The following is a 23,249-nucleotide window of genomic DNA, read 5'->3' as shown; positions in this document are numbered from 1 at the left end:
TTAGCCTTTCCTATTTAAAGGCAAGAATGACACAGATAGCAGTCTCGGTTTCAGACGGAGAGCAGAAACATTTCGATCAGGGAGTAACCATTGCGGACGCCCTGAAAGACCTGATTTCCAATAAGCAGCGCAAACAGGCCATAGCTGCCCTATGCAACGGTCAACCGACCGACCTGCACACTTCGCTGACCAGCGATGCCTCGCTCGAACCGATCATCGTGAATTCTGAACAGGGATTGGATATTCTTCGCCATTCAGCCGCCCATATCATGGCCCTGGCCGTCAAACGGATTTACGGCAATGAGGTGAAAGTGGCCATCGGGCCTGCCATTGAAGACGGCTTCTATTACGATTTCGACAAAGAGAAAGCCTTCTCCCCCGAAGATTTCGAGGCCATCGAGCAACAAATGGCCTCCATCGTGGCCGAACGACTGCCATTCACCCGCGAAGTGATATCCCGGCAACAGGCCATCGAGCTCTTCAAGGAAATGGGGGAGCAATATAAGGTTGAACTGCTCGAAGAGATGGAAGAGGATACCGTCTCCATCTACCGGCAGGATGTTTTTGTTGACCTCTGTCGGGGACCGCACATACCGGACTCGTCCTGGTTGAAAGTGTTTAAACTGCTGCGTGTTGCCGGCTCGTACTGGCGAGGTGACGAACACAAGCAGATGCTCACCCGTATATATGGTACGGCCTTTACCGACAAGAAAGAGCTAAAACGGTACCTGAACCAGCTGGAGGAAGCAAAAAAACGGGACCACCGAAAACTTGGCAAGGAACTCGGACTGTTCACTATTCAGGACCAGATCGGTCCCGGCCTTATCCTGTGGCAGCCCAAAGGTGCCTTGCTGCGAAAGCTGATCGAAGATTACTGGAAGGAAGAGCATTATCGCCATGGCTATGAACTGCTCTATACACCGCACATCGCCCGTCAGGATCTGTGGAAAACCTCCGGTCACCTCGATTTCTACGGCGAGAATATGTACTCAGCCATGGAGATTGACGAGGTCAAGTACCAGCTGAAGCCGATGAACTGTCCGTTTCATATCGGTGTGTACAATTCCAACAAGCATAGCTACAGAGAATTCCCCATACGCTGGTGTGAGCTCGGGACGGTATACCGATATGAGCGAACCGGCGCGCTTCACGGCCTTATGCGGGTGCGGGGCTTCACCCAGGATGACGCGCATATTTTCTGCAGGCCCGATCAGCTCGAAGAGGAAATCTTCAATATAATCGACCTCAATCTGCGTATTCTTCAAACGTTTGGCTTTGATGAATACGATGTATACCTTTCAACGCGGCCTGAAAAATATGTGGGCTCCGATGAACACTGGGAGCTCTCCACTGATGCACTTAAACAGGCACTGGAAAAGAAAGGACTCCAGTATTCCATCGACCCGGGAGAGGGTGTTTTTTACGGTCCCAAGATTGACATCAAGATCAAGGATCAGCTTGGCCGCTCCTGGCAATGCTCCACCATTCAGGTTGACTTCAATCTGCCTGAACGTTTTGAGATGACCTACACTGGAGAAGATGGGGCAGAGCATCAGCCGATCATGATTCACCGGGCGTTGATGGGTTCACTGGAGCGCTTTATTGGCATTCTTATTGAGCATTATGCGGGTGCTTTCCCGCTGTGGATGGCTCCTGAGCAAGCCAGGATAATGAATATTACCGATGACCAGGGTGAGTACTGTGAACGGGTGTTTAATCAGTTGCGTAAAGCAGGCATTCGCATTGGCAAGGATCTGCGGAACGAGAAACTGAATTACAAAATACGCGAAGCACAGCTGAAAAAAATTGCCTATATGCTCATTGTCGGCGAAAGGGAAAAAGAGGAAGGAACGATCACCGTGCGTATGCGCAACGGGAAAAACCTTCCGCCGATGCAGCCCCAACAGTTTGTTGATTTTGTACACAAGGAATGCGAAGAGGTAAAAGCCTGATACCTTGGCATGACAGAATAATTTAATTGGAGGAACGGACATTAAGAAGCGAGGCAGAAGACTTCCACAGCAGCAGGAAATTAAGGTAAAGATCAACGAGGCCATCACCTACCCTAAGGTACGGCTAATAGATGCTGATGGGTCACAACGCGGTGTTGTAAGTTCAAAAGAAGCAATAGATATTGCATATGACCAGGGGCTTGACCTGGTTGAGGTTGCCGACAAGGCGGATCCGCCCGTTTGTCGGGTTATGAATTACGACAAGTACCGCTACGAACTGAAGAAGAAGCAGCAAGAAGCAAAGAAAAAACAGACGGTTATAGAAACCAAGGAAATTAAGTTCCGGCCCAAGACGGAAGAGCATGACCTTAATTTCAAGATCAGGAAAATCAAACAGTTTCTCGCCCAGAAAAACAAGGTAAAGGTAACCATGCGTTTTCGCGGTCGTGAAATTGTGTATGCTCAGTCCATCGGACTCCAGGCCCTGACCAAAATAGCCGACTCATTGCGTGAAGACTGTGTGATTCTGCAGGAACCCAAGATGGAAGGACGACAGCTCGTAATGTTTGTCGGCCCCAAAGCGTAAGACACTGACGATTAACACGTGTGAATGAATCCTGAAATGCCGCAGGGTAGCAGGACAAAGAAATAAAGGAGAATATCCATGCCCAAGATGAAAACCAACAGAGGTGCCGCCAAGCGATTTCGAGCCACCGGCTCCGGTAAGATTCGCCGCAGCAAAGCCTTCACCTCGCATATATTGACCAAAAAGTCTACCAAGCGGAAAAGAAACCTGCGTCAATCAGGTCTTATAGCTGAAGCAGACACCAAAGCAGTCAAGCGTATGCTGCCGTACCTGTAGGGAGCACCCTGCAGGTTTGCAACGATTAAGATAGAACACACCTCATCAGAGAACGTATTGGAGTAAATAATGGCTCGTGTAACCCGCGGATTCAAAGCACGCCGCAGAAGAAATAAAGTATTAAATCTGGCAAAAGGCTACCGTGGCGGCAAAAGTCGTCTTTTTCGTACAGCCACCGAGGCTGTTGACCGCGCATTGTGCTATGCCTATCGTGACCGCCGCACAAAGAAAAGAGAGTTCCGTAAATTGTGGATCACCAGGATCAACGCTGCAGCCAAGGCCAACGGAACCAACTATTCCCGGCTGATTGGCGGACTGCATAAAAACAACATCGAATTGGACCGGAAAGTTCTCTCCAATCTGGCCATTGTCGATCCCAATGCCTTTGCTGTTGTTGTTGAAAAAGCCGGTCAGGCGAGCGCATAATAAGATTCCATGGAAAACGAGCTACAGCGGCTGAAAGAGGCTGCCGAGAGTGAGTTGCAGCAACTGGTTGACGCGCAGGAACTTGAAGCCTTCCGGGTCAAATACCTTGGCAGGAAGGGTGGGCTACTCACCGGCGTGATGCGAAACCTCGGTTCTGTTGCCAAAGAGGAGCGGCCTCGTCTTGGTGCTTTAGCAAATACGGTCAAGCAGGAGATAGAGGCTCTTTTTCAAGCAGCAAAAGAGTCTCTCGGCTCCTCTCGGCCGAGTGCTGGTCCGATCGATACCAGCCTACCGGGAAGGCAGTTGCCCATGGGCAAACTGCACCCGGTTACCCAGGTCATGGATGAGATTTGTGCCATCTTTGAAGGATTGGGATTCGCTGTAGCCGAGGGGCCGGATGTAGAGTCCGACTACTACAACTTCGAAGCGCTCAATATACCGCAACATCATCCCGCCCGTGACATGCACGACACTTTTTATGTCACCGATTCCATCCTCCTGCGCACGCATACTTCTCCCATGCAGGCCCGGATTATGGAAAATCAGGATCCGCCTTTGCGATACATCGCCCCTGGGAAGGTGTATAGGTGCGATTCCGACATTACCCATACCCCCATGTTCCATCAGGTAGAGGGCTTCCTGGTTGACCGTGATGTATCCTTTGCCGATCTGAAAGGGGTGCTGACCAGCTTTACCCACAACATGTTTGAGAAAGAACTCGATCTCCGCTTCCGACCGAGTTTTTTCCCTTTCACTGAACCAAGCGCTGAAGTTGATATTGCCTGCGTTATCTGCGAAGGAGCTGGATGCCGAGTCTGCAAGCGTACCGGGTGGCTTGAAATTTTAGGATCGGGACTGATCGACCCCGAGGTAATGAAGATGGTCGGATACGATCCGGACGTCTACTCCGGCTTTGCGTTTGGCCTTGGTGTTGAGCGAATTGCCATGCTCAAATATGGCATAGACGATATCCGTCTGTATTACGAAAACGACCTGCGTTTTCTTTCCCAGTTTTAACAGGCTGTAACATCATGTTTCGCTGTCCGGTCTCACGAGCATCGGGCAGCGGTGGTAGAACCCTTGTTCAGCGAATCTGCAGAATGCTGCAACCAGGCGCTTGCTCTTAGCCCCAGCCCCCGTTTAATTACATCAGTGTAAAAACATCGCCACGTAGAATTTTTAGCGTTTCCACACAGGATATTTCCCATGAAATTTACCCTCAGCTGGCTCAGCAACTTTGTTTCCCTCGAAGGCCATAATGCTTCCCAACTCGCCGATAAACTGACCATGCTTGGCTTGGAGGTGGATGGCGTGGAAGATCTTTTTACAGAGTTGGAAGCCATTATCACCTGTCGGATCAAAGAAGTTGCAAAGCATCCCAATGCGGATAAACTGACTCTCTGCGTAGTGGAAACCGGTGAAGGCGATCCGCTTGAGGTCGTGTGCGGAGCGCCAAATGTTCGTCAGGGCATGGTAACCGCTCTTGCACGGCCCGGGGTACGACTCCCTGACGGCACTAAAATCAAAAAGGCAAAGGTACGCGGACAGGTATCGCACGGTATGCTCTGTTCTGCCCGTGAACTTGGCCTGAGCGCTGATCATTCCGGGATAATGGATCTGGATGCATCGCTCGCATTAGGGCAACCGCTTGCTACCGCGCTTCAACTGAAAGATACAGTGGTGGAAGTAGACCTGACGCCCAATCGCCCCGACTGTGCCAGCGTGCTTGGCATTGCTCGTGAAGTTGCCGGGTATACCCACCAATCTGTCCAATTGCCGGTAGACAAGGTAACCCCTCTCACAGGAAAAGACATCGATTATCAGGTGATTATTGAAGATGCAGCATTGTGCCCGCGTTATACCGCTCGTAAGCTGCATAATGTTACCATCGGACCTTCGCCGGAATGGATGCAGCAACAGCTGACAGCCGTAGGCATGCGGCCGATCAACAATATCGTCGATATCACCAATTTCGTCATGTTGGAGATGGGGCAACCACTGCATGCCTTTGACTACGAGAAACTTCGCGGTCAAAAGATTATCGTTCGTCAGCCTGCAGTAGGGGAAAAGGAACTGGTCACACTCGACGGAGCCAAACGGACTCTTGACCCGGAAATGCTCATGATCTGCGATCAGGAAGGCCCGGTGGCTGTAGCTGGGGTGATGGGTGGCCTCGATTCCGAGGTAACCGATCAGACGACAACAGTGCTCATAGAATCGGCCTGTTTTGACCCCGTTTCTGTTCGCCGGACCGCCCGTAAACTGAACTTGCCCTCCGAGGCATCGTACAGGTTTGAAAGAGGGGTAGATCCGGAGCTTGCTCCCCGCGCTATGGAACGGGCTGTGCAACTTCTGGAAAAATATTGCGGGGCGCAGGCTGAAGCTGATGGGATTGATGCCTATCCTGGCAGGAAAGACCTGACCGTCCTGCCGCTGCGCACCGGCAAAACGTGCACACTGCTTGGCACCACTCTCACCAAAACCGAATTGGCCGAATACCTGCGGGCCATAGAGTTTGCGGTAACGGTTGATGAAAGTGATATCCTCCAGGTTACCGTGCCGAGCTTTCGTATTGATATTGAGCGAGAGGTTGATCTGGTGGAAGAGATTGCCCGCCTAGTTGGGTATAACGATATACCCACCACCCAGCCCCAGATCACCATGGATTATCCCAAACGTGACCTGCTGCGCAGTCAACGGGCCCATTTGGCGCAGCTGCTTATTGGTCAGGGGTTTTACGAGGCTATAAATTACAGCTTTGTAGCCGAGAGTCACCTGGACGCCTGCGGTATCGGTGCAGACGACCCGCGCCGCCAGGTTACCCGATTGCTGAACCCGCTCTCCGAAGATCAGGCGATCATGCGTTCAATGCTCCTTCCCGGCCTGCTCGAGAATGTGCGTCGCAATATTAATTTTCAGCAACCTGATGTTCGCCTTTTTGAAATAGGAAAGACTTTCGGGGCTATTCGAGCCGATAACCTCCCTGAAGAAACCCAGCAGCTCTGTGTGGTCATGTCGGGTAATCGCTACCCAGGCAGCCAGCCCATGCATTTTGGCCAACAGCAGACCGACTTCTTTGATATAAAAGGGATCGCCGAATACCTGATGAACGCCCTGCGCGTTACCGGCACAGAAGGAAACCTGACGTTTGCCCCCTGCGATGAGGAAACCGATCAACCCTACAGTGTCAGCGATTGCACGCTGGACATCCGCGACGATACCGTCGTTGTGGGCAGGATTGGAAAAGTTGAACACCCGGTGTTGGAGAGGTTCAGTATAAAGCAGGATGTTTACTTCCTTGAGATAAATCTGGGTCGACTCAACTCACTGCCGACCATTGCCAAAGAATTTGTCTCGCTGCCGAAGTTTCCCTCCGTCAAACGGGATATAGCTCTCGTGGTCCCAGACCACATCCCTGCCGGACAGATCCCTGCCGCAATTGAACAACAAAAACAGAAATTAGTTGAATCCGTAGAGCTGTTTGATGTATATCGTGGCAAGCCGATCGAAGAGGGAATGAAGAGCGTTGCCCTCTCTGTCACCTATCGTTCCGCCAGTAAAACCCTGGAAGACAAATCGGTTGAGCATGTTCACCAGAAGATTGTTAAAGCACTCATGAATCAATTCAACGCCCGCTATAGAGAAGGATCTGAAGTATGAAGAAAAAAAATGTCACCCGTAAAGAGTTGGCTATCTCGGTAAATGAAAAGCTCGGGGTATCGCAACGCAATGCCGCTGAGATAGTTGATACGGTTTTTTCGACGATGAAAGATACCATGGTCAACGGCGAATCCATCAAACTTGTTCAGTTCGGCACCCTTACTGTCCGTGATAAAGCCCCGCGACGTGGTCGCAACCCTCGGACTGGCGAATCGATGATTATTACCAAGCGACAGATGGTGTCCTTTCGTCCGAGTAAGCGGTTACGTGAGCGGTTGAACAAATAAGGACTGTATTGTATAGTCTTGCTTTATACCTGAACAAGAGGAGGGGTGTAACGGTTCCGGCTGACAGATAGGCTATAAAGGACAAGGGTCTCCCTATATTCGACAGCCTTTTATTGAGGCTGCACAACCGGAGAAGGGCTCGTGATGAGCGGAAATCTTGAGAGCAAGAAATTGCCGAACAAGAAATACTTCCGTATCGGGGAAGTGAGCACCCTGGTCGGTGTCGATACCCACGTCTTGCGCTACTGGGAAAAAGAATTCAAGATCATCAAACCTTTTCGCGGCAAATCCAAGCAGCGCCTCTATCGACACCAGGATGTACATAACCTGCTTGCCATCCGAAAACTACTGCACCAGGAAGGGTACACCATTTCCGGTGCGAGAAAGATTCTTGCCAAACGCCTGACAAAGACAGAAGAAGACCGGCACGACGTTACCAACTCGACAATGAGCGACCTTAAACGGCTTCAGTTCATAAAAAACGAACTGCATGCTATACTTTCTCAACTTTCAAGGAATTAAAAAGGAAAAATCGTCAAGTAGACGTTGACACAAAGAAGCCTGAATGCTATCTATTGACACCTCAATTACGGAACGTAGCGCAGCCTGGTAGCGCACCTGAATGGGGTTCAGGGGGTCGGAGGTTCAAATCCTCTCGTTCCGACCATACTTTAACCAGTTGTTTTAGCTGGTTATGTATGTTGCCCGATGCTGATATGGTATCACAACCGTATCACATCGGGCTTTTTATTTTCACCTGATGTATCCCCACCGGACGTAAGCGAGTAAAGCCGCTGCAGCTCATCTTTCGATACCTGGAAATAGCGCTCAAAAGCCTTGTTGGTTGTATGCATGGTTGCCCGCTTAATCTCTTCTGGTGTTGCATAGTGCCGGAGATCCATGGCCGAGTTGTGCCTTGTCCCGCCGTAAAGATCTACCCCTTGAATACCTAAATTATCACAAGCCCGTATCCACCACTTGTAGAACAGCTTTTGTCCAAACTGCTGCCCAGGTGTGCAGCCGGAGGATTTCCCGTGTCGGAAAAAATACAGCATGGGTAGGGCAGGGGGGAATGTTCTGAGAATTTCTATATCCTCATCGATCAATGGCACGAATTTAGGCTTTTTTTCCTTGGGATGAGGAATAAAGATAAAGCCTTGCTTTAAGTCTATGTCACCTTCTTTAGTATTCCGTAATTCATTTGGACGGATGGAAATGTATGTGGTAAGCCATTTTATTCCCAACCAGATTTTAGGGCTGACATGCCAGGAAATTCTTTTTAATTCATCAAGAATTAAAGATTGAGTTTCCTTGTCGACGGTTTTACGGGTACCAAGCTCAAAATTGACGGAAGGGAAGGCCGGGATCTGCTCCAACTCCCTTCTTTTTAACAGCCAGGAAAAGAAATCATGCAGAGCAGAAAGGTAGTTTGATTTTGTTTTGATACCGCAGGTCAACGAATCAACGTAGTCTTCGAGCTGAGCATACTGAATATTTTTGACGTTGGTGTTTTTAAAGTATTCCTGAGCAACAACAACATAGCGTTTGAGATGACTGAACGTTCCAGGTTTAACCTTATTCTTTTTCTTTTCCAGCCATTGACCGGATAAAACGGTAAATGATAGGGGTTTGCTGCCTAGGTAGTCTCGATAGTCAAAGGTTCCACGGTCGAACTCATATCGAAGGCCATCCAGGAAACGTTCAGCTTCGCGGTAATGGGAAAAACGCTTTCGAACATTACGACCGAATTGCACGGTAAAGCGTTTGGTGGCTTCCTGGTCAGGGTGCTGCTGGCAGAATAAACCTCTGCGGCGCTCATCATGCTGGAGCTTGCCGCCACAGATAGAGCATTTCTGGTAAAAACGTATATATGGGTACAGACCACGAATTGCCCTGCAAAAGTTTCAACTTTATACGGACCCAAGATTTTTTTTGAGTACCTGAAATGCCATCTAATGTCTCAAGTCGCTCCAATTAGGCCTGAATTTACCTGAATGGTGGCATCTCCCGCGGCCTCCCCACCCAGGCAACCGGGGTTCGAGTCACTTTGGGGTTACTATATATTAGAAAACGAGGCAGCCAGGCTTCCTTGTTTTTTTGTTTGTTCGGCATCTCCCCTAACCACTCCACTCCGTCATTATCTCTCCTTGGGTTGAACAACTTTCCCATGACACCGATTTCCAGATACACCCATATAAGTTCCTTATCCAGATACTACGAATCAGCCAAGGTACTTTTATATCGTTTTCCACTTTTTTTTGACTCTTCATGTCGAAAATTGGACAATAGCAATATGACATTAAGTGACCAGCATTATCAAACAATTTGAATGTGTAACTAACCAGAATGAAAATAAATACCAAGCTTATCCTCATCAGTATGATCGGCTTTCTTGTTGTTTTTTGTATGACATTGATCGCCACACTTTTGTACTACAATAAACTCAAGGAAGAACAAATAGTAAAATCAGCTACTAATGCCAGGCACAACTTTGAAGTCGCAATGGCAGCTAAAAAAAAGGTATGGCAAACCAATGCATTGCAGGTTGCAAATAATCCGGAGGTCATCGCTGCCTTACTCAATAATGATAGGCAAAGAGCCGACAACGTCCTCAAACAGCTTGGAAAGTCCTTTAAGAGCAATACCGGTTTTAAGAATGTACAAGTTCACCTAATCGATAAAAATCTTAAATCATTCTACAAATCTTGGGCTCCCGATAAATTCGGCGAGCCGCTCAATTATTCAACTGGATATAGCTTAGTTAAAAATAGCGGGAAATCACATGTTGCCATGGAGCCCTCCAGTAAGGGCGTCAGGCTTAAAGGCCTTTTTCCGATACGTTCAGACAATGAGTTTATTGGTATTGTCAATTTTGAAGGTGGACTTAACTCAATTAAGCGGACTCTAAAACCATATGACATTGAGTTTGTATATTTCATGGACGGCAAAGACACCGATATTGCACCGGGCATGAAAACCAAGACACATATAGAAAGTTATTATCTGAATCAAAAAGATGTTGATGAGGATTTTTTTAACTACCTCAAGCAACCAGGCACGTTTGAAGCGGTGTTAACCCAAGAACAGACTCTTGATGATAATTACCTCGCTTTCTCTGGAAGATTCAAGGGGTTTGACCAGGACACGACAGGTCTGTATGTCCTTGGAATAAAAACTGATATTATTTTAGCACAGTTCAGGGAGCTAAAGACGCTAATCCAAACCATATTTGGCATTATCTTTACCCTCTTCACCGCGCTCATGGCAACAATACTCATTTTCATAAAAAAGAAAGTGGTGAACCCCATTAATGCGGTCGCAAACAGTATGGAAGATATCGCTTCCGGGGAAGCTGACTTGACCAAACGAATAACCATTAATAATCAAGATGAAATTGGTGAGCTCGCTGGATGGTTCAACAACTTCATAAAGAACCTCCAAGATATTGTTCGACAGATTGCAGATAACTCCACAAGTGTCGCTACGAGCTCAAATGCGCTATCAGATATTTCCGGCTCACTCCTAAAAAACTCTGGAGATACTTCCCAGCGGGTAACCAGTGTTGCCGCTGCATCTGAACAGATGAGCACAAATTTAGGTAATGTGGCTGCTGCAATGGAAGAGTCGGCTACCAATACAAATATGGTTGCCGTTGCCGCCGAAGAAATGAGCTCTACCATCAACGAAATTGCAGAAAATGCAGAGCGAGCCCGTGGAGTCTCCATGGATGCAGTAGGTAAGGCTGAAGAGGCCTCCACATTCGTGGAGGAACTTGGATCCGCTGCCAGCCGGATAGGAAAGATGACCGAAACCATCACTGAAATTTCGGAACAAACCAATCTGTTGGCTTTGAATGCAACCATTGAGGCTGCCAGAGCAGGTGAAGCAGGCAAAGGGTTTGCGGTTGTAGCAAATGAGATCAAAGAGTTGGCAAAACAGACAGCTGAAGCCACCCTCGAGATCAAGACGCTTGTAGAGGCTGTCCAGGCAACTTCAGAAAAGACAGGCACCGGAATCAATAGTATCACTGAAGTCATTATCGGGGTCAACGAAACCGTCGGTGCCATTGCTACTGCAGTAGAAGAACAGACTGCCACTACCCGTGAAATTGCTGAGAACATAGCTCAGGCTAGCCAAGGGATTCAGGAGGTGAATGAAAATGTGTCCCACAGCTCCACTGTTGCAACTGATATCACTCAAAACATATCAATTGTCTCGAATGCGGCACAGGAAATTGCAAGTAGCAGCCAAGAGATTAAAAATAATGGCCAGGAGCTTCTTGAAAGGTCCAACCAACTGAACACAATCATCGGTGGTTTCAAAGTATAACTGTCATGGCCGCAGATATTTGTGAATTCCAAGAAGGGGAGATTAACTCATTACCTTTACTCGTGATGAGCGGATACCAGATATCGTTGGAACTTTTAAACTTTAACGCAATAGGGGACGTGCAAAGAATCTCTGGGTGTATCACACTGGTATCACCCCCCCCAAAAAAAATAACATTGTTATTTTAGGTCGTTCAGCTTGAGGCGTGAGGTTCAAATCCTCTCGTTCCGACCAAATATAACGAGTAACCCCACTCGTTATGAATAAAGCCTGGGTGTATATCGGGCTTCCTGAATAATGTGTTTTGAGCCGAAAACAGATTGGCTCATGATCTTTGACAACTCGCACGCTGTAGGGCTAACCAGCACAGCCCCTCTATCACCCCTACTATGACGCCGAAAAAAGCCGTTAGAGGGGCTGCAGCATGTCGTAAAAAAAGAAAGAATAGACACAAAAACGCCTCCCGCAGCAATTTTTCCAGGTTCATCACAATGAAGGTGATGGCGATCATGGTTTCACTGGTTTGCGAGAGTTTGGCCATTATTCTTGCAAGGCCGAAACGGCGTTTACCCTGTCCAAACTTCCCTTCGATGGGAATCCGATCACGTTCATCCTGTCGCTGCTGAAGCTTTTGGGCCTTGAGTGCCCCGGCATTCTTTTCCGTCTTCTTCTGGGGCCTCCCCAGGGGTGGTCCAGACATGCGTATCCCGTGCTTCTTGCAGAACTTCCGATTATTTCGGGTGCGATAAATCTTATCACAATGGACTGATGCCGGATAATGCCCGAAGCGTTTTCTGTAGTCCTCAAGCTGAGGAATCAGGTCTCCGCACTCGTTGTAGGGATCCCAGGAAAGATGGTCAAGAAACACCTCCCCTTCGACCAGACTGGCTGAGAGTTTTGCCCCGAACTCAGTGGGAGCAGATGCCTTACCCCGTACAATGGGTCTCACGTGTGGCTGACTGATGCTGACGATCCGGTCATCAACTCGATGGCACCGGTTCTCATACATCCACAGTTGCTGACGGTGTAGTTCATGAATGACCAGCAGATCACGGTATCGGCGAGGGCGCAGATGAGTCAAGGGCACCTGTTTGCTCAACTGTTCTATGGTTCTGAGGTTACGGCCGAGGAAACGTAACTGTTGCCCAAGGGCTTTGCGTCTGTGACGACTGGCATGTTTGCGTTTTTTGACATGGGCAAGATAAAGACGATGCGCTTTCCTGCGGTATGTCCGCGGTTTGCGCTGCGTCCCCTTCAGCGGCTTAAACAGAATATCGATGATCTGTTCGCTTTTTATCCGAGCCTCGTTGACCAGGCTGATATCAGTAGGGTAACGGATGTCAGCCGGGGCACAGGTCGCATCGACAATCAGCTTGCCCTTGTTGCTGCCCGGTGAATCATCCTCATCATCGTTATCGTCTTGTTCTTTCTCAGCAGTGGCTTGCTGTGTCGCTTGCTCGGCATTGACTATGGCTTCGTTGATTTGATTGAGCTGCTCCAGGTTAAAACGCTTGCGAAAATGGACATACATGGAGGGATCGAATGGAGGTTCATCGCGAAATTCTTTGAACCCAAGAAAGAACTGTAGGTAAGGGTTCTCCTGGATCTGCAGTACGGCCTCCTCATCACTCACGCCAAGACGTTCTTTGATGATGAGAGCACCCAAGGCAACACGAGCCGGTTTAGCAGAAGGACCAAGGCCGCTTCCAGCAAACTGCTTTGCATAGAACGACTCAGCAAGTTCCCAGGGAATCATGTCGGCCAGTTTGACCCAACGATTATCACTTCGGAGTTTACCTCCAAAGGGGAGTACAAAGTCTACGAAACTGAGTTGTTTGCTATACCTTTTTCGATACATTATCAAATAAAAGTGCAAGGGTTTGATAGGTAACTATCCGTTTTTCCTGCACATAATAACACGTAGTCAAAAGAATTCCTATTTAATTTCAACTGGTTGAGAAATAATCAGGAAGCCCTATATCGGTTATAAGACCGTCATACATTCCAGGCTTTTTTTCTGTCCTCTTTCTTAGCCTGCCTCCTTCTCCCCCCGTTGAGCAATGGTGGATACCTATTATCGCAGAAAGGTTGAAAACCTTGAAATTTCAATTGGAAAAAATCATGAGATAAAGTGATGGTTAAAGAAGATTTAGTGAGAGGGGATATCAGGAAGTGAAGACCTCTCTTAGGCTCTTACTTTGTTCAGCATTGTCTAGTAGCCAATCAAACCACCCTTTTACAAGGTCATTTGTTATCGGTAATCCACAGTCTTGCCACCGAGAATACACGTTTGGCAGTGAATCGAGAACATGGGACACGATATCTTCGGTACCACGGAATTCTCGCTTACAGCAATAAAACGATAAAAGGTCTGCAAGCTGGGTGACATTGGCAAGCGCTCTGCCTTCGACTGCCTCGCTGGGTCGATGATGATTTGCAACAGCTGAAAGAACGGTTTCTGGAAAGTGCCACTGTTCCAGTAACCGGCCTCCTACCTGATCATGTGTAAAAGAAAACGTTTGAAGTTCATCCTGCAGCATTTTCTCATCACTCAACCCGGTCATCCAATGTTCAGCTGCATAGTCATTTTGAAACGTTTCTAACATTACCAGCTTCCCAATGTCGTGAATAAGTCCTCCCAGAAAGGCAATGTCGGGTGCAATGTCCGTGTCTTTGGCAATCCTTCCTGCTGCCATCCCACAGGCAAAGGAGTGTGCCCAGAACCTATCAATAATGATTTTATGCCTTTTGGATAACTGGCTAAACGAGTTGAGGAGTGCTTTTGCTAGGGCAATTCTCTCCACTTCATCGAACCCAAGGACAGTAACAGCCATCTTGAGCGAATCAACTCTTCGTGGGCGACCAAACAGTGCAGAATTGGCAATCTTAAGAATCGTGAGGCATAAGGACTGATCAGGATGGATTACCATCATGACGTCTGCTGCTGAACTTTCCGGATCATTGGTGACCTCTATTAACCGCGTCACCGTTGCAGGGAGAACGGGGAACGAGTCAATATGCTGTTCGAGCAGTTCATGTTTTACCTTTTTCATATGTTGTTTTTTTGTAAAAAGGCCAATATGGAAGCGTAATGTTTGGAGTCCATCCAAGGGTGTGACGTGTTCCTTGCCGATTTTTAAAGGAAGAGCCTGCTGTTATTGTAGTAGTTCCTACTTGATCTGACAACTCCCAGTTTTGGTTGGGTGTTTGTCAGATCAAATTCAGTTCAGGCCTTTCCCTCTTTTTTAACGGGACGGTTGTGAATTAGAATTTCACTTTTCCGTATTGGGAACGTATGCTGTAATTGTTACCGTTCTGAGGTCCCACAGGGCCGTCTATGACACCTGGAGAATAGCGACCTTCGTTATCTGCGCCCTGCACGGAAGGGTTCCAGATGTTTCCTGCCGCCTCAATGGTACGGTGGGAGTTGTTGGCAAGACCAACGTGGATATTGTTTTGGATGGTGTTCATGCCAGGGCTTTGGGTTGACCCCAAATTGATAATGCTGTCCTCCGAAGCAACAACGCCCCAATTATTATCCTCAAGAATATTGTTGTAAACATGGGCATAAGCTTTCGAAATAGAAATACCACTGCTGTTACCTGAAAAGGTATTTCCCAAACCATCCTTCTCACCCACCTGTACGAATACACGTTCCTCAAAATCCTGAAACTGCCCTACAATGCTGAGGCCTGCAATGGTGTTCCCATGCATCCGATTGCCCAGTAACAATGTTTCTAGCCTGGTCGTTGAATAAATCCTTACCCCGTCTTTGTTATATGAGAAGGAGTTTTCCAGAAGCCTTGACTCCTTAACACTCAAAAAGGCGCCGGCTTCGTTACTTTCTCGTATATCATTCAGCTCAAGGATGCAAAATCCCTCTCCAGCTACACGGATGCCGTCCCTGTAATGGTTATCCACGAGATTACCCCGAATATAATGATGATATCCTGAAGAGGCTGTTGTAAAAAGGCCTTCATCGTTGTCAAAAACCTGATTTTCAATGATGAAGGTATGTGTCATGCCACCGCCCAAGATTCCTGTACCCAAAGAATTCGTTTCGGGATCACGCGTTCTTCGGATTATGTTGGAGAATACAAGGGCGACTTTCCTCTGAATTTTTATTCCCGCACTACTATTTTCCCACAAGTCATTGGATATCACCCTGTTGGCATTGGAAAGCATGTCGATGGCTACCCTGTTTTGGAAAATATTATTCCCCACAATTTCTGCATTCGTGTTGTTTCCCCGAACTTTGACTCCAATCTCGCAAGCAGAAATATCAGAGTCCTCGACATTAGGGGAGATTTCACCGTGTATACCCCCATCCAGCGACACCCCTATGCGGAATCCTGATACCACAACCCCCTCAATATGAGCATTCTTATTGGAAAAAATACCAATAGCCTGTGCCCCTTCATCGGAGAGATTTTCATCAACATAGACCCCCATATTGTATATGGACGCCCCTTCGCCTAATCGCACGGCTGATTCACCAGGCGAAGAATATACGATTTGAAAGACATATGGCGCTGAATCACCACCGGCACCACGTCCCTCAACCCTGATTCCGTCACCTACCTCCAGGGGAAAATTTTCTCCGAGTTCGCGATCGTAAATTCCCCTATGAACATAGAGGATATCTGAAGGCTCAGCCTGAGAAAGAGCATGGGATATGGTTTTGTACGGACTGCCTTCAGTGCCGTCACCCGTGTTGTTCCCACTATATGCGCTCACATGGATAATCCTGCCGGGAAGAATCTCAAATTCCTCCACACTTTGATCGTCCGGCAGAACGGTGGAGTTGTTGCCGACAATTACTCGGACTTCACCGGATCGTGCCATGTCCGGAACCTTGACTTGAATGGTGGTGTCGCTCCAACTGATAACATCATTTTTGGTCACAGGAGATCCTCCAAATTGGACCACACTGTCTCCCATTTGACTTCCAAAGTTGAGGCCGATTATCGTCACGGTGTCATCAACTTTTCCAGACCGGGGTTCCACAGAGATGATTTCAGGACAGGCAGAATTGACGACCGCTATATGGTCGGCAGTTCCTGGCAGTGTTACGTAGTCCATTTTCACATGATTATCACCTGCCAGGATTTCGTAAACTTCCATAGCTCCGGGCATACCTAAATACAGTAGGATGTTCTTGGAGCTATCAATCCTCCCAGTGGCAAGAGAATAGGGGAGTGAAGTTTGTATTTCGTCGATCAATGCAAAAGATTGCGCATCATAGACAAACGTCTTTCCTTTACCAATGTAGATCAGGTTGTGAACGTCATCGTACGTCAAGATGGGACAACGGAAGACCATATCAAGAGAGATAGGATCCCTTAGCTGATAAAAATGTGGACCTGCCTTGTAAATAGAGACCCCTGTAGGATCCTCGGAAGGATAACCGCCTAGAGTCGTCACATAAACCCGGTCGTTTACATGGTCGTAGGATAAGGAACAGGGGTTTGATGGGGTTTTTATAAAATTGACGGGCTTCAGATCGGTGCTTTCAAAGACAAGGATGGCGTCAAGATCCTTATCAAGAACATATATTAACTCATGGAACGCATCATAAGCGAGATCAGCTGGCTTCGGAGTTAAAATTAAAGGGCGCAATATATTCCTCTCTCCGCGAAGGGTCAGATCTTTACCGTTAATTCTCATCAAGGTGCCGTCTACAAGGAGGACTAAAACGAGATTATTCCCTGTATCGACTTCAACGGCAACCGGCTCCAACCTTGTGAATATCTTTTCAAGCTCCTGGAGGATATAACGTCTTTGAAATATGTTCTCTGCGGTTAATTTCATCTTGAATACAGAAAGGGAGTTTTCACCCGAATTGACAACATAAACCCTTTTGTGTCGTGAATCATATGAAATATCGGTTGCTTTTTCACCAATATCAAACGGTGAATTTTCAACATCAAGGCGAATATTTTCATCGTCGTAATTAAGTACGATCAGTTTTTTGCTCTCCTTGGAAACCACAAATGCTTCAAAGGAAGAAGAGGTGCAACCTTGTATGACAAGTAAAATGCCTAAAATTATCAAACAGGTAAATTTTAGGGATATTTTGTTTGAAGTATTTTTCATTGGCAACTAATCCTTATTTTTTTCATAAAAAATTGATGTATAATAATTAGTATTTTTAAAAATTGTAATAATGTATTACCAATATTCAAAATTTTACTGTGGTAAAGTATTACCTGTTGTTGAAAAGCTGTACTTTTACATGTCAACTCACATGCGATCTTCTTCAAATAAAAATGTAAAACACCTCTCTTTTGTTTATTTATGATTATAGAAGTGATACCCTTAAATAAATTCAGTTTGTACCATTTACTTTGCAAATGTTGCGCCAACGATTTTGCCAACAGCTTTACAGGGGCCTGTTGATGCAACAGGTAAAGCTGTTGGCTGAGCAATGCGATGAAAGAGGAAGCGTTTGGTGCATATGCACCAAATTTGCTGGTGCATATGCACCAAGAACCAACGTCAGCCTTCGCTACTCCTTGCATAATTGATTCCAGGGAGGTCTTATCTAAGAACAGCGACTACTTTGACGTCATACATGGGGCATGAAATATATAGAGGCGTTGGCAAGCTCTCGAACAAAAAAGAACAGGCGAGAAGTGGTTGATGTTTATACGTAAAAGCAAATGACGATAGAGTATACTATGGTCATCAACTACCTGTTTTTATGTAAAAGCAAAACGTATAGAGCCTGGAGGGTATGTCGATTGTATAAACGCCATACCCTCCAGGCTTTTTTCAGTCTTCTTTCTTTGCCTGCATTCATTATTTCTTCTTCATTTCAGAACCCTTTGATCACCATAAAAAGGAAGGGGGTTGTAACGGAAAACATATTACGCCTTTATTGCTTGCGCACATAGATGCACGATTGCCTACGTGCAAGTGCATTGCCATCTTGTCTGCTTGTGAGATAAAGGGTACACTCCTCCGGTTTTTTTTACCGGATTTCTGGCAGGAGAATGATGCAGCAGGGGCTAGCTGGATGGTCAAGGAGTAAGCTTTGTCAGGGGAACATACCAATGGAGACAAACGTAGAGGACTGGATGCAGAAGTTGGGTAAGCCGGCCCTGACATTTGGTCTGGCGCTATTACTAGCATGGACGGCGGTGCGTCCGGCCTGGGGTTTTTCAGACAAACTCAAGGACTGTATGTATACCGCAATGGAAACCGCTGATCCGGCCACCACCATCGGCGACCTCAGGCAGCAATGTGAAGAGCAGATAAAGGAACAGTCCCCTGATGAAGGCAGCGTGCCCACTGTACAACCCCCGGTAGTGAAGGACCGGGTCAGGCAGGAGCGCAGCCATGTGCTTCAGCCGTTCACCCTCATGGCCCATAAGCCCAATTACCTGCTGGTTGCCGCCTATAATGGCAGCGGTCATAATATCGACCTGGTTCAAGAGCAGCTTAATGATGCAACCATCGACTCCTGGGAGAAAACCGAGGCCCAGTTTCAGCTCAGTATCAAGTTTCCACTGCTGGTCGGGATGTACGACGATACCTTTGATATCTATGCCGCCTACACCAACCGATCTTTCTGGCAGGTTTATTACGAGGATTCTTCCCCTTTCCGGGAGACCAACCACGAACCGGAGCTTTGGATGCAGTTTCATCCGAACTGGGATTTTTTCGGGTTTACCAACACCTGGAATTCATTCGGTTTCAACCATCAATCCAACGGCCGCGGCGGGGTCCTGTCGCGCAGTTGGAATCGACTCTATGCCTGGCTGACCTTTGAGCGGGGTAACCTGGCTTTCTCGATCAAGCCGTGGTACCGCCTCCCGGAAAATGAGGAAAATGATGACAACCCCGATATCACCGATTATCTCGGCCATTATGAGTTATCCGCCTCCTATGCCTGGGGCAAGCATGTGTTCAGTGTGATGTCGCGAAACAACCTGGAGTCCGGCTTCTCCAAGGGGGCGATACAGCTGAGTTGGAGCTTTCCCCTGGGAGGGTGGCCCTACCTGCGAGGTTATGTGCAGTACTTCAACGGTTACGGCAGGAGCCTGATCGATTACAACCAGCACGCCAATACCATAGGGGTGGGCTTCTCCCTGATCGACTGGCTGTAAGGTGGTGTGCAGGTTCCTGAGGGACAGGAGGGGTACCAGTAGCACCTTCGATGGTGAAAGTGACTCGAAAGTCATTGAAATGCTTTGATAATAGAGTAAAGTTGCAACCTGATTGAGGTCTTCTAGCAGCCTTGGGGGCCTGCATTGCGCCGTTCCTGGACACGCATGGATCCGGGGAGAAAAGAATAAGGAGGCGATTATGGAGAGCAACGCAGCGGTTCTGCTGAAAAACTGGCAAAAGGTTTCCATTTCCACCATAAAGGCTCTCCTGCGTGTGTCCCTGCATACGTTTACCTTGCCTTTCAGGGGGGAGCGGTATCAGCTGGAGAAACAATTCAGGCATACATCGTTTAAAAATGATATTCAGCATCTACGGGTGTGCCACCTGCTGTCTATTGTCTTCTTTGTTGTGTGGGGCTACATTGACGCCCTTTACTTTCCCGATACATTTATTACCCTGTTTTCACTCAAATTCTTTACGATTGTACCAATGTTTACTGTTGGTTACCTGTTCACTTTTACGGACAGGTATGAACAATACCATCAGCTCATCAATGGTATTTATGTTGTCAGCGTAGGTGGGTATTTTATTGTAACCATGGATCCATACAGCGCTGGAAGTTTTCACCTGCTTGCATACACGCTCACCATCACCTATATCTTTAATTATACGTTCATTCGATCAAGAGTTGCTGTTGCCACCGCTGCAGGGTGGATACTGTACGCCGGGGTTGTGTTGTATATCTCTCTCAGAGGTGTGGATGTTTTGTCCCAGCAGGCCAAGTGCATGCTTTTCTATCTTTTGTTGGTAAATGTTCTGGGTATGATCATTTCCTACACCATCGAGGTGAAAAACCGAAAAGAGTTTCTGCTTCAGCTCGAACTCACCAATGAACGGGATAATCAACAGGTATTGATTGAGAGGCTGAGCGAGACGATTGAAACAATACAGACTACCCAAAGCATTTTGCCCATTTGTTCGTATTGTAAAAAAGTACGAGATAACAAAGGAGACTGGCAGCAGGTGGAAAAATATTTCACAGAGCACAGTGATATTGTTTTTACCCACGGCGTCTGTGATGAATGTATGGCAAAGGTTTGCCCGGAAATAGCTGAAATCAGTACCCGTAAACCGTTTGAATAACCGCGGAGGTTTCCTGGATCAGGAACGAAAATAAGCGTTGCCACGACCAGTCTTTCGGTGAGGCTTTGGTCCGTCGTTTTCCTGGCGTAGGAACAAAGGGCATCCGGTCATTTTCTGAAAAAATCAAATGGTGGCTGGCCGCCACAGGTAAGCCTATCCTGAAGCATCAAAAAGAGGAAACGGATTCAAGCACAGGATAAGGACTCCTAATCAAGGTCTGTGACTACATAGGAATTCTATATTTGTAATAATTGTCAGGGTGGTTACCATAGGAAAATTGATATTTTCTGAATAGGAACCACCTATGCATTTTTTTGCTGAACAACCTCTCACCCACTCCACATACCCCCTACTACAGTTGCCAGATGTGCATGTAGTACATGAAAAAGGCAGCGGGGAAGCCAATGAAGATCTGCTGCTCATTGAAGAGGGACTATACGGAGTCTTTGACGGCGCCACTGCTCTCTCTTCTACATGCCGTGATCAAGGGCGAACTGGTGGATATATTGCCGCCGCACTTGCCGCTGAAACCTTTCGACAAAACGGTCATGATCTGCAGAGCTGCCTGGTGGAGTCGAATAACCGTCTTCGTGTGGCCCAGGAAAGGGCAGGGTGCTCGAGTGATGAACGGTATGGCCTCTGGTCGACAAGTCTCGCCGTTGTACGATTTTCAGCAGAGAGGCTGGAGTACTGTTCCCTAGGAGATGCTTCCATTCTTCTCCTTACTGACGATGGCAGCCATAGACTGCTGACCCCGGAAATGGATATCGACCGGGAGACACTCTCCATGTGGAAGGCATACAGCGGTGAAAAATGTTCGATCTATGAAGTGCTCGCAGAGCAAATCCGCAAGGTGCGAAGCCGTATGAATATTGATTATGGTGTGCTCAATGGCGAGAGTGCAGCGCTCAATTTTGTTCAAAGCGGCAGTGTCTCCCTTGCAGACGTTACGGATGTGCTGCTTTTCACCGATGGTTTGCTCATCCCCCGTGAAAATCCGAAAGCTCCCCATGACTGGCGCTCTTTTGTGGACTTGTACCAGGCCGGAGGATTGAAAGCGGTGCGGGATCATGTGAGAAATATAGAGCGTCAGGATCCAGATACCCAACGCTATCCCCGCTTTAAAACCCATGATGATATCGCAGCAGTGTCGATCAACTGCTGTGGTAGCATTCAGCCCGGTCGCGGTTGTAAAGATTTTTCATCTACAACCTGTGCATAAATTTTTTCAATTTTCAAAAAAAAGCCGTCAAGGCTGTATGGCGTGACAAGTTTGTATGCAACTTCTCTGTCAGGGGTACTATTTCTATGCACCCGCTCCGCCATCTCCACTATTGCCGCTTGCAAACGGCTGTCAAATAGTGGCAGGTCCCTGTTTGCCGGTGTATCTACACTTCGCATCGACGGCAGGGGAAGAAATCGGACATGGTCATCATCAGCATGACCCAATAGCTCTCTGCAGCCGGAGAGTTCGGTGGTGATCACTCTGCAGCCGCAGCTGATAGCTTCGAGCAGGACGAGCGGGAGCCCCTCGTACCAGGAGGGGAGAATAAAGATATGACATCGCCCCATGAGCTCCGCTAACCTGGGTTGGTCGATTGCACCGTGCACCGTGATTTTGTCAGGCAACTTTGCCGCAAGTTGAAGGCACCGTTCCTTATCCTTTCCACTCCCGGACCCGGCAAGATGCAGGTGCAGGTTGCTCGTATCCATTGTGGTAAATACTTCGAGCAACCGATCCACGCCTTTGGCAAAACTGAGTTTGCCAGCATAGAGTAATTCCACCGGGGGTGGGCTTTTTTTGTCTTTCATTTTGAATACGTTGGGATCAAACCCTGCTCCGACAACAGCGATCTTTTCATCCGGTGGATTGATAAGCTGTCTGATGTTTTCCTTCTGTGCATGACTGAGGGCAAAAATATGATCAAGGGCTCTGCACGGTTCAATCACCCGTTCATGTAAATGTGGGCACTGGATTATCTGACGGAGATCTGTGGAATGACACGAGGTTACCAGAGGGTGGTCTGGAAACATTTTGCGGGCAACAGCCGTGGCAAGCCAGAGGTGATGACTGTGAATCAGATCGGGAGAAAAGGATCCAACTGCCTGGTGCAAAGTTTGGGCAAACATCGCTTCCAATGTATCGAGTTGCTCGTCAGTCAGATCACAGAAGCGGGAACTGGGGTAGGGCATTATATCGCTCATCCCGGGGATGGTGAAATCGAGCTTGCCAACTTCAAAGCGCACGAAATGACAATGGTCCGCTTCAACGCCTTCAAGATCTATCTCCATGTTGCCGGTCAACCCGGCGACAAGACAATTTGTATGCCCATGCGCTGCAGCGCGTGCGATAACATGACGAAGGTAATAGCCGGATCCAGTGCTTTCAGGGTGCTGGTTTAGAAGATGCAGGATTCTCATGGGATGAAAAATGTTCTCTCAGTTATGTCTATTAGCCTATTTTGAACATATTTGTAA

General features: G+C 47.6%; 18 protein-coding genes and 1 tRNA gene. 13 read left to right on the top strand and 6 right to left on the bottom strand.

Going from position 1 to position 23,249, the window contains the following annotated elements; genetic code table 11:
- Window positions 1–26 precede the first annotated feature (26 nt).
- From thrS to ACZ52Z_RS04300, 9 genes are all read left to right on the top strand, one after another.
- Window positions 27–1,952 (top strand): threonine--tRNA ligase, encoded by a 1,926-nt coding sequence (gene thrS, locus ACZ52Z_RS04340; RefSeq protein WP_464269529.1) that lies wholly within the window; start codon window positions 27–29, stop codon window positions 1,950–1,952.
- A 25-nt stretch (window positions 1,953–1,977) separates the two neighbouring features.
- Window positions 1,978–2,538, top strand: a complete 561-nt coding sequence (gene infC / locus ACZ52Z_RS04335; RefSeq protein WP_464270756.1) for a translation initiation factor IF-3 — start codon at window positions 1,978–1,980, stop codon at window positions 2,536–2,538.
- Between the two features lie 78 nt (window positions 2,539–2,616).
- Complete coding sequence (gene rpmI / locus ACZ52Z_RS04330) at window positions 2,617–2,814, top strand: 50S ribosomal protein L35 (protein ID WP_464269528.1); 198 nt, start codon at window positions 2,617–2,619, stop codon at window positions 2,812–2,814.
- Window positions 2,815–2,883: 69 nt separating this feature from the next.
- Entirely contained in the window at window positions 2,884–3,240 is a 357-nt protein-coding gene (gene rplT / locus ACZ52Z_RS04325; RefSeq protein ID WP_464269527.1) for a 50S ribosomal protein L20, read from the top strand.
- A gap of 9 nt (window positions 3,241–3,249) precedes the next feature.
- Complete coding sequence (gene pheS / locus ACZ52Z_RS04320; protein ID WP_464269526.1) at window positions 3,250–4,257, top strand: phenylalanine--tRNA ligase subunit alpha; 1,008 nt, start codon at window positions 3,250–3,252, stop codon at window positions 4,255–4,257.
- A gap of 189 nt (window positions 4,258–4,446) precedes the next feature.
- Window positions 4,447–6,900 (top strand): phenylalanine--tRNA ligase subunit beta, encoded by a 2,454-nt coding sequence (gene pheT / locus ACZ52Z_RS04315; protein WP_464269525.1) that lies wholly within the window; start codon window positions 4,447–4,449, stop codon window positions 6,898–6,900.
- Window positions 6,897–7,187, top strand: coding sequence for an integration host factor subunit alpha (locus ACZ52Z_RS04310; protein WP_464269524.1), 291 nt, complete (start codon window positions 6,897–6,899; stop codon window positions 7,185–7,187). Before pheT ends, ACZ52Z_RS04310 begins: the two co-directional genes overlap by 4 nt.
- A gap of 144 nt (window positions 7,188–7,331) precedes the next feature.
- Window positions 7,332–7,709 (top strand): MerR family transcriptional regulator, encoded by a 378-nt coding sequence (locus ACZ52Z_RS04305; RefSeq protein WP_464269523.1) that lies wholly within the window; start codon window positions 7,332–7,334, stop codon window positions 7,707–7,709.
- 68 nt (window positions 7,710–7,777) lie between these two features.
- Window positions 7,778–7,854: transfer RNA gene (locus ACZ52Z_RS04300), tRNA-Pro, on the top strand.
- Window positions 7,855–7,909: 55 nt separating this feature from the next.
- On the opposite strand, the gene ACZ52Z_RS04295 is transcribed toward ACZ52Z_RS04300, so the two are convergent.
- A complete protein-coding gene (locus ACZ52Z_RS04295) occupies window positions 7,910–8,941 on the bottom strand; it encodes a tyrosine-type recombinase/integrase (protein WP_464269522.1) in 1,032 nt (343 codons plus the stop codon).
- A gap of 592 nt (window positions 8,942–9,533) precedes the next feature.
- Between ACZ52Z_RS04295 and ACZ52Z_RS04290 the strand changes: the two genes are divergently transcribed.
- On the top strand, window positions 9,534–11,516 hold the full coding sequence (locus ACZ52Z_RS04290) for a methyl-accepting chemotaxis protein (protein ID WP_464269521.1): 1,983 nt from the start codon (window positions 9,534–9,536) through the stop codon (window positions 11,514–11,516).
- Between the two features lie 325 nt (window positions 11,517–11,841).
- On the opposite strand, the gene ACZ52Z_RS04285 is transcribed toward ACZ52Z_RS04290, so the two are convergent.
- The 4 genes from ACZ52Z_RS04285 to ACZ52Z_RS04270 form a co-directional block, all read right to left on the bottom strand.
- Window positions 11,842–13,374, bottom strand: a complete 1,533-nt coding sequence (locus ACZ52Z_RS04285) for an IS5 family transposase (protein WP_464266804.1) — start codon at window positions 13,372–13,374, stop codon at window positions 11,842–11,844.
- Window positions 13,375–13,681: 307 nt separating this feature from the next.
- Window positions 13,682–14,569 (bottom strand): HDOD domain-containing protein, encoded by an 888-nt coding sequence (locus ACZ52Z_RS04280; protein WP_464269520.1) that lies wholly within the window; start codon window positions 14,567–14,569, stop codon window positions 13,682–13,684.
- 211 nt (window positions 14,570–14,780) lie between these two features.
- The gene (locus tag ACZ52Z_RS04275; RefSeq protein ID WP_464269519.1) at window positions 14,781–17,612 is read right to left on the bottom strand and encodes a DUF1565 domain-containing protein; all 2,832 of its coding nucleotides are present in this window, start codon (window positions 17,610–17,612) and stop codon (window positions 14,781–14,783) included.
- Window positions 17,609–18,037 (bottom strand): hypothetical protein, encoded by a 429-nt coding sequence (locus tag ACZ52Z_RS04270; RefSeq protein ID WP_464269518.1) that lies wholly within the window; start codon window positions 18,035–18,037, stop codon window positions 17,609–17,611. The genes ACZ52Z_RS04275 and ACZ52Z_RS04270 overlap by 4 nt, the downstream gene beginning before the upstream one ends.
- A 534-nt stretch (window positions 18,038–18,571) precedes the next feature.
- Between ACZ52Z_RS04270 and ACZ52Z_RS04265 the strand changes: the two genes are divergently transcribed.
- From ACZ52Z_RS04265 to ACZ52Z_RS04255, 3 genes are all read left to right on the top strand, one after another.
- Complete coding sequence (locus ACZ52Z_RS04265; RefSeq protein ID WP_464269517.1) at window positions 18,572–19,627, top strand: phospholipase A; 1,056 nt, start codon at window positions 18,572–18,574, stop codon at window positions 19,625–19,627.
- 199 nt (window positions 19,628–19,826) lie between these two features.
- Window positions 19,827–20,771, top strand: coding sequence for a hypothetical protein (locus tag ACZ52Z_RS04260; protein ID WP_464269516.1), 945 nt, complete (start codon window positions 19,827–19,829; stop codon window positions 20,769–20,771).
- Between the two features lie 304 nt (window positions 20,772–21,075).
- On the top strand, window positions 21,076–21,993 hold the full coding sequence (locus tag ACZ52Z_RS04255) for a protein phosphatase 2C domain-containing protein (protein ID WP_464269515.1): 918 nt from the start codon (window positions 21,076–21,078) through the stop codon (window positions 21,991–21,993).
- Here the strand turns inward: ACZ52Z_RS04255 and ACZ52Z_RS04250 are convergent.
- Entirely contained in the window at window positions 21,945–23,192 is a 1,248-nt protein-coding gene (locus ACZ52Z_RS04250; RefSeq protein ID WP_464269514.1) for a glycosyltransferase family 4 protein, read from the bottom strand. The two genes, ACZ52Z_RS04255 and ACZ52Z_RS04250, sit on opposite strands and share 49 nt — an antisense overlap.
- Between the last annotated feature and the right edge of the window lie 57 nt (window positions 23,193–23,249).

Source organism: Desulfogranum aggregans (assembly GCF_055398265.1).
Note: the sequence above shows the minus strand (reverse complement) of the source record. Positions and strands in the feature narration are given on the sequence as shown.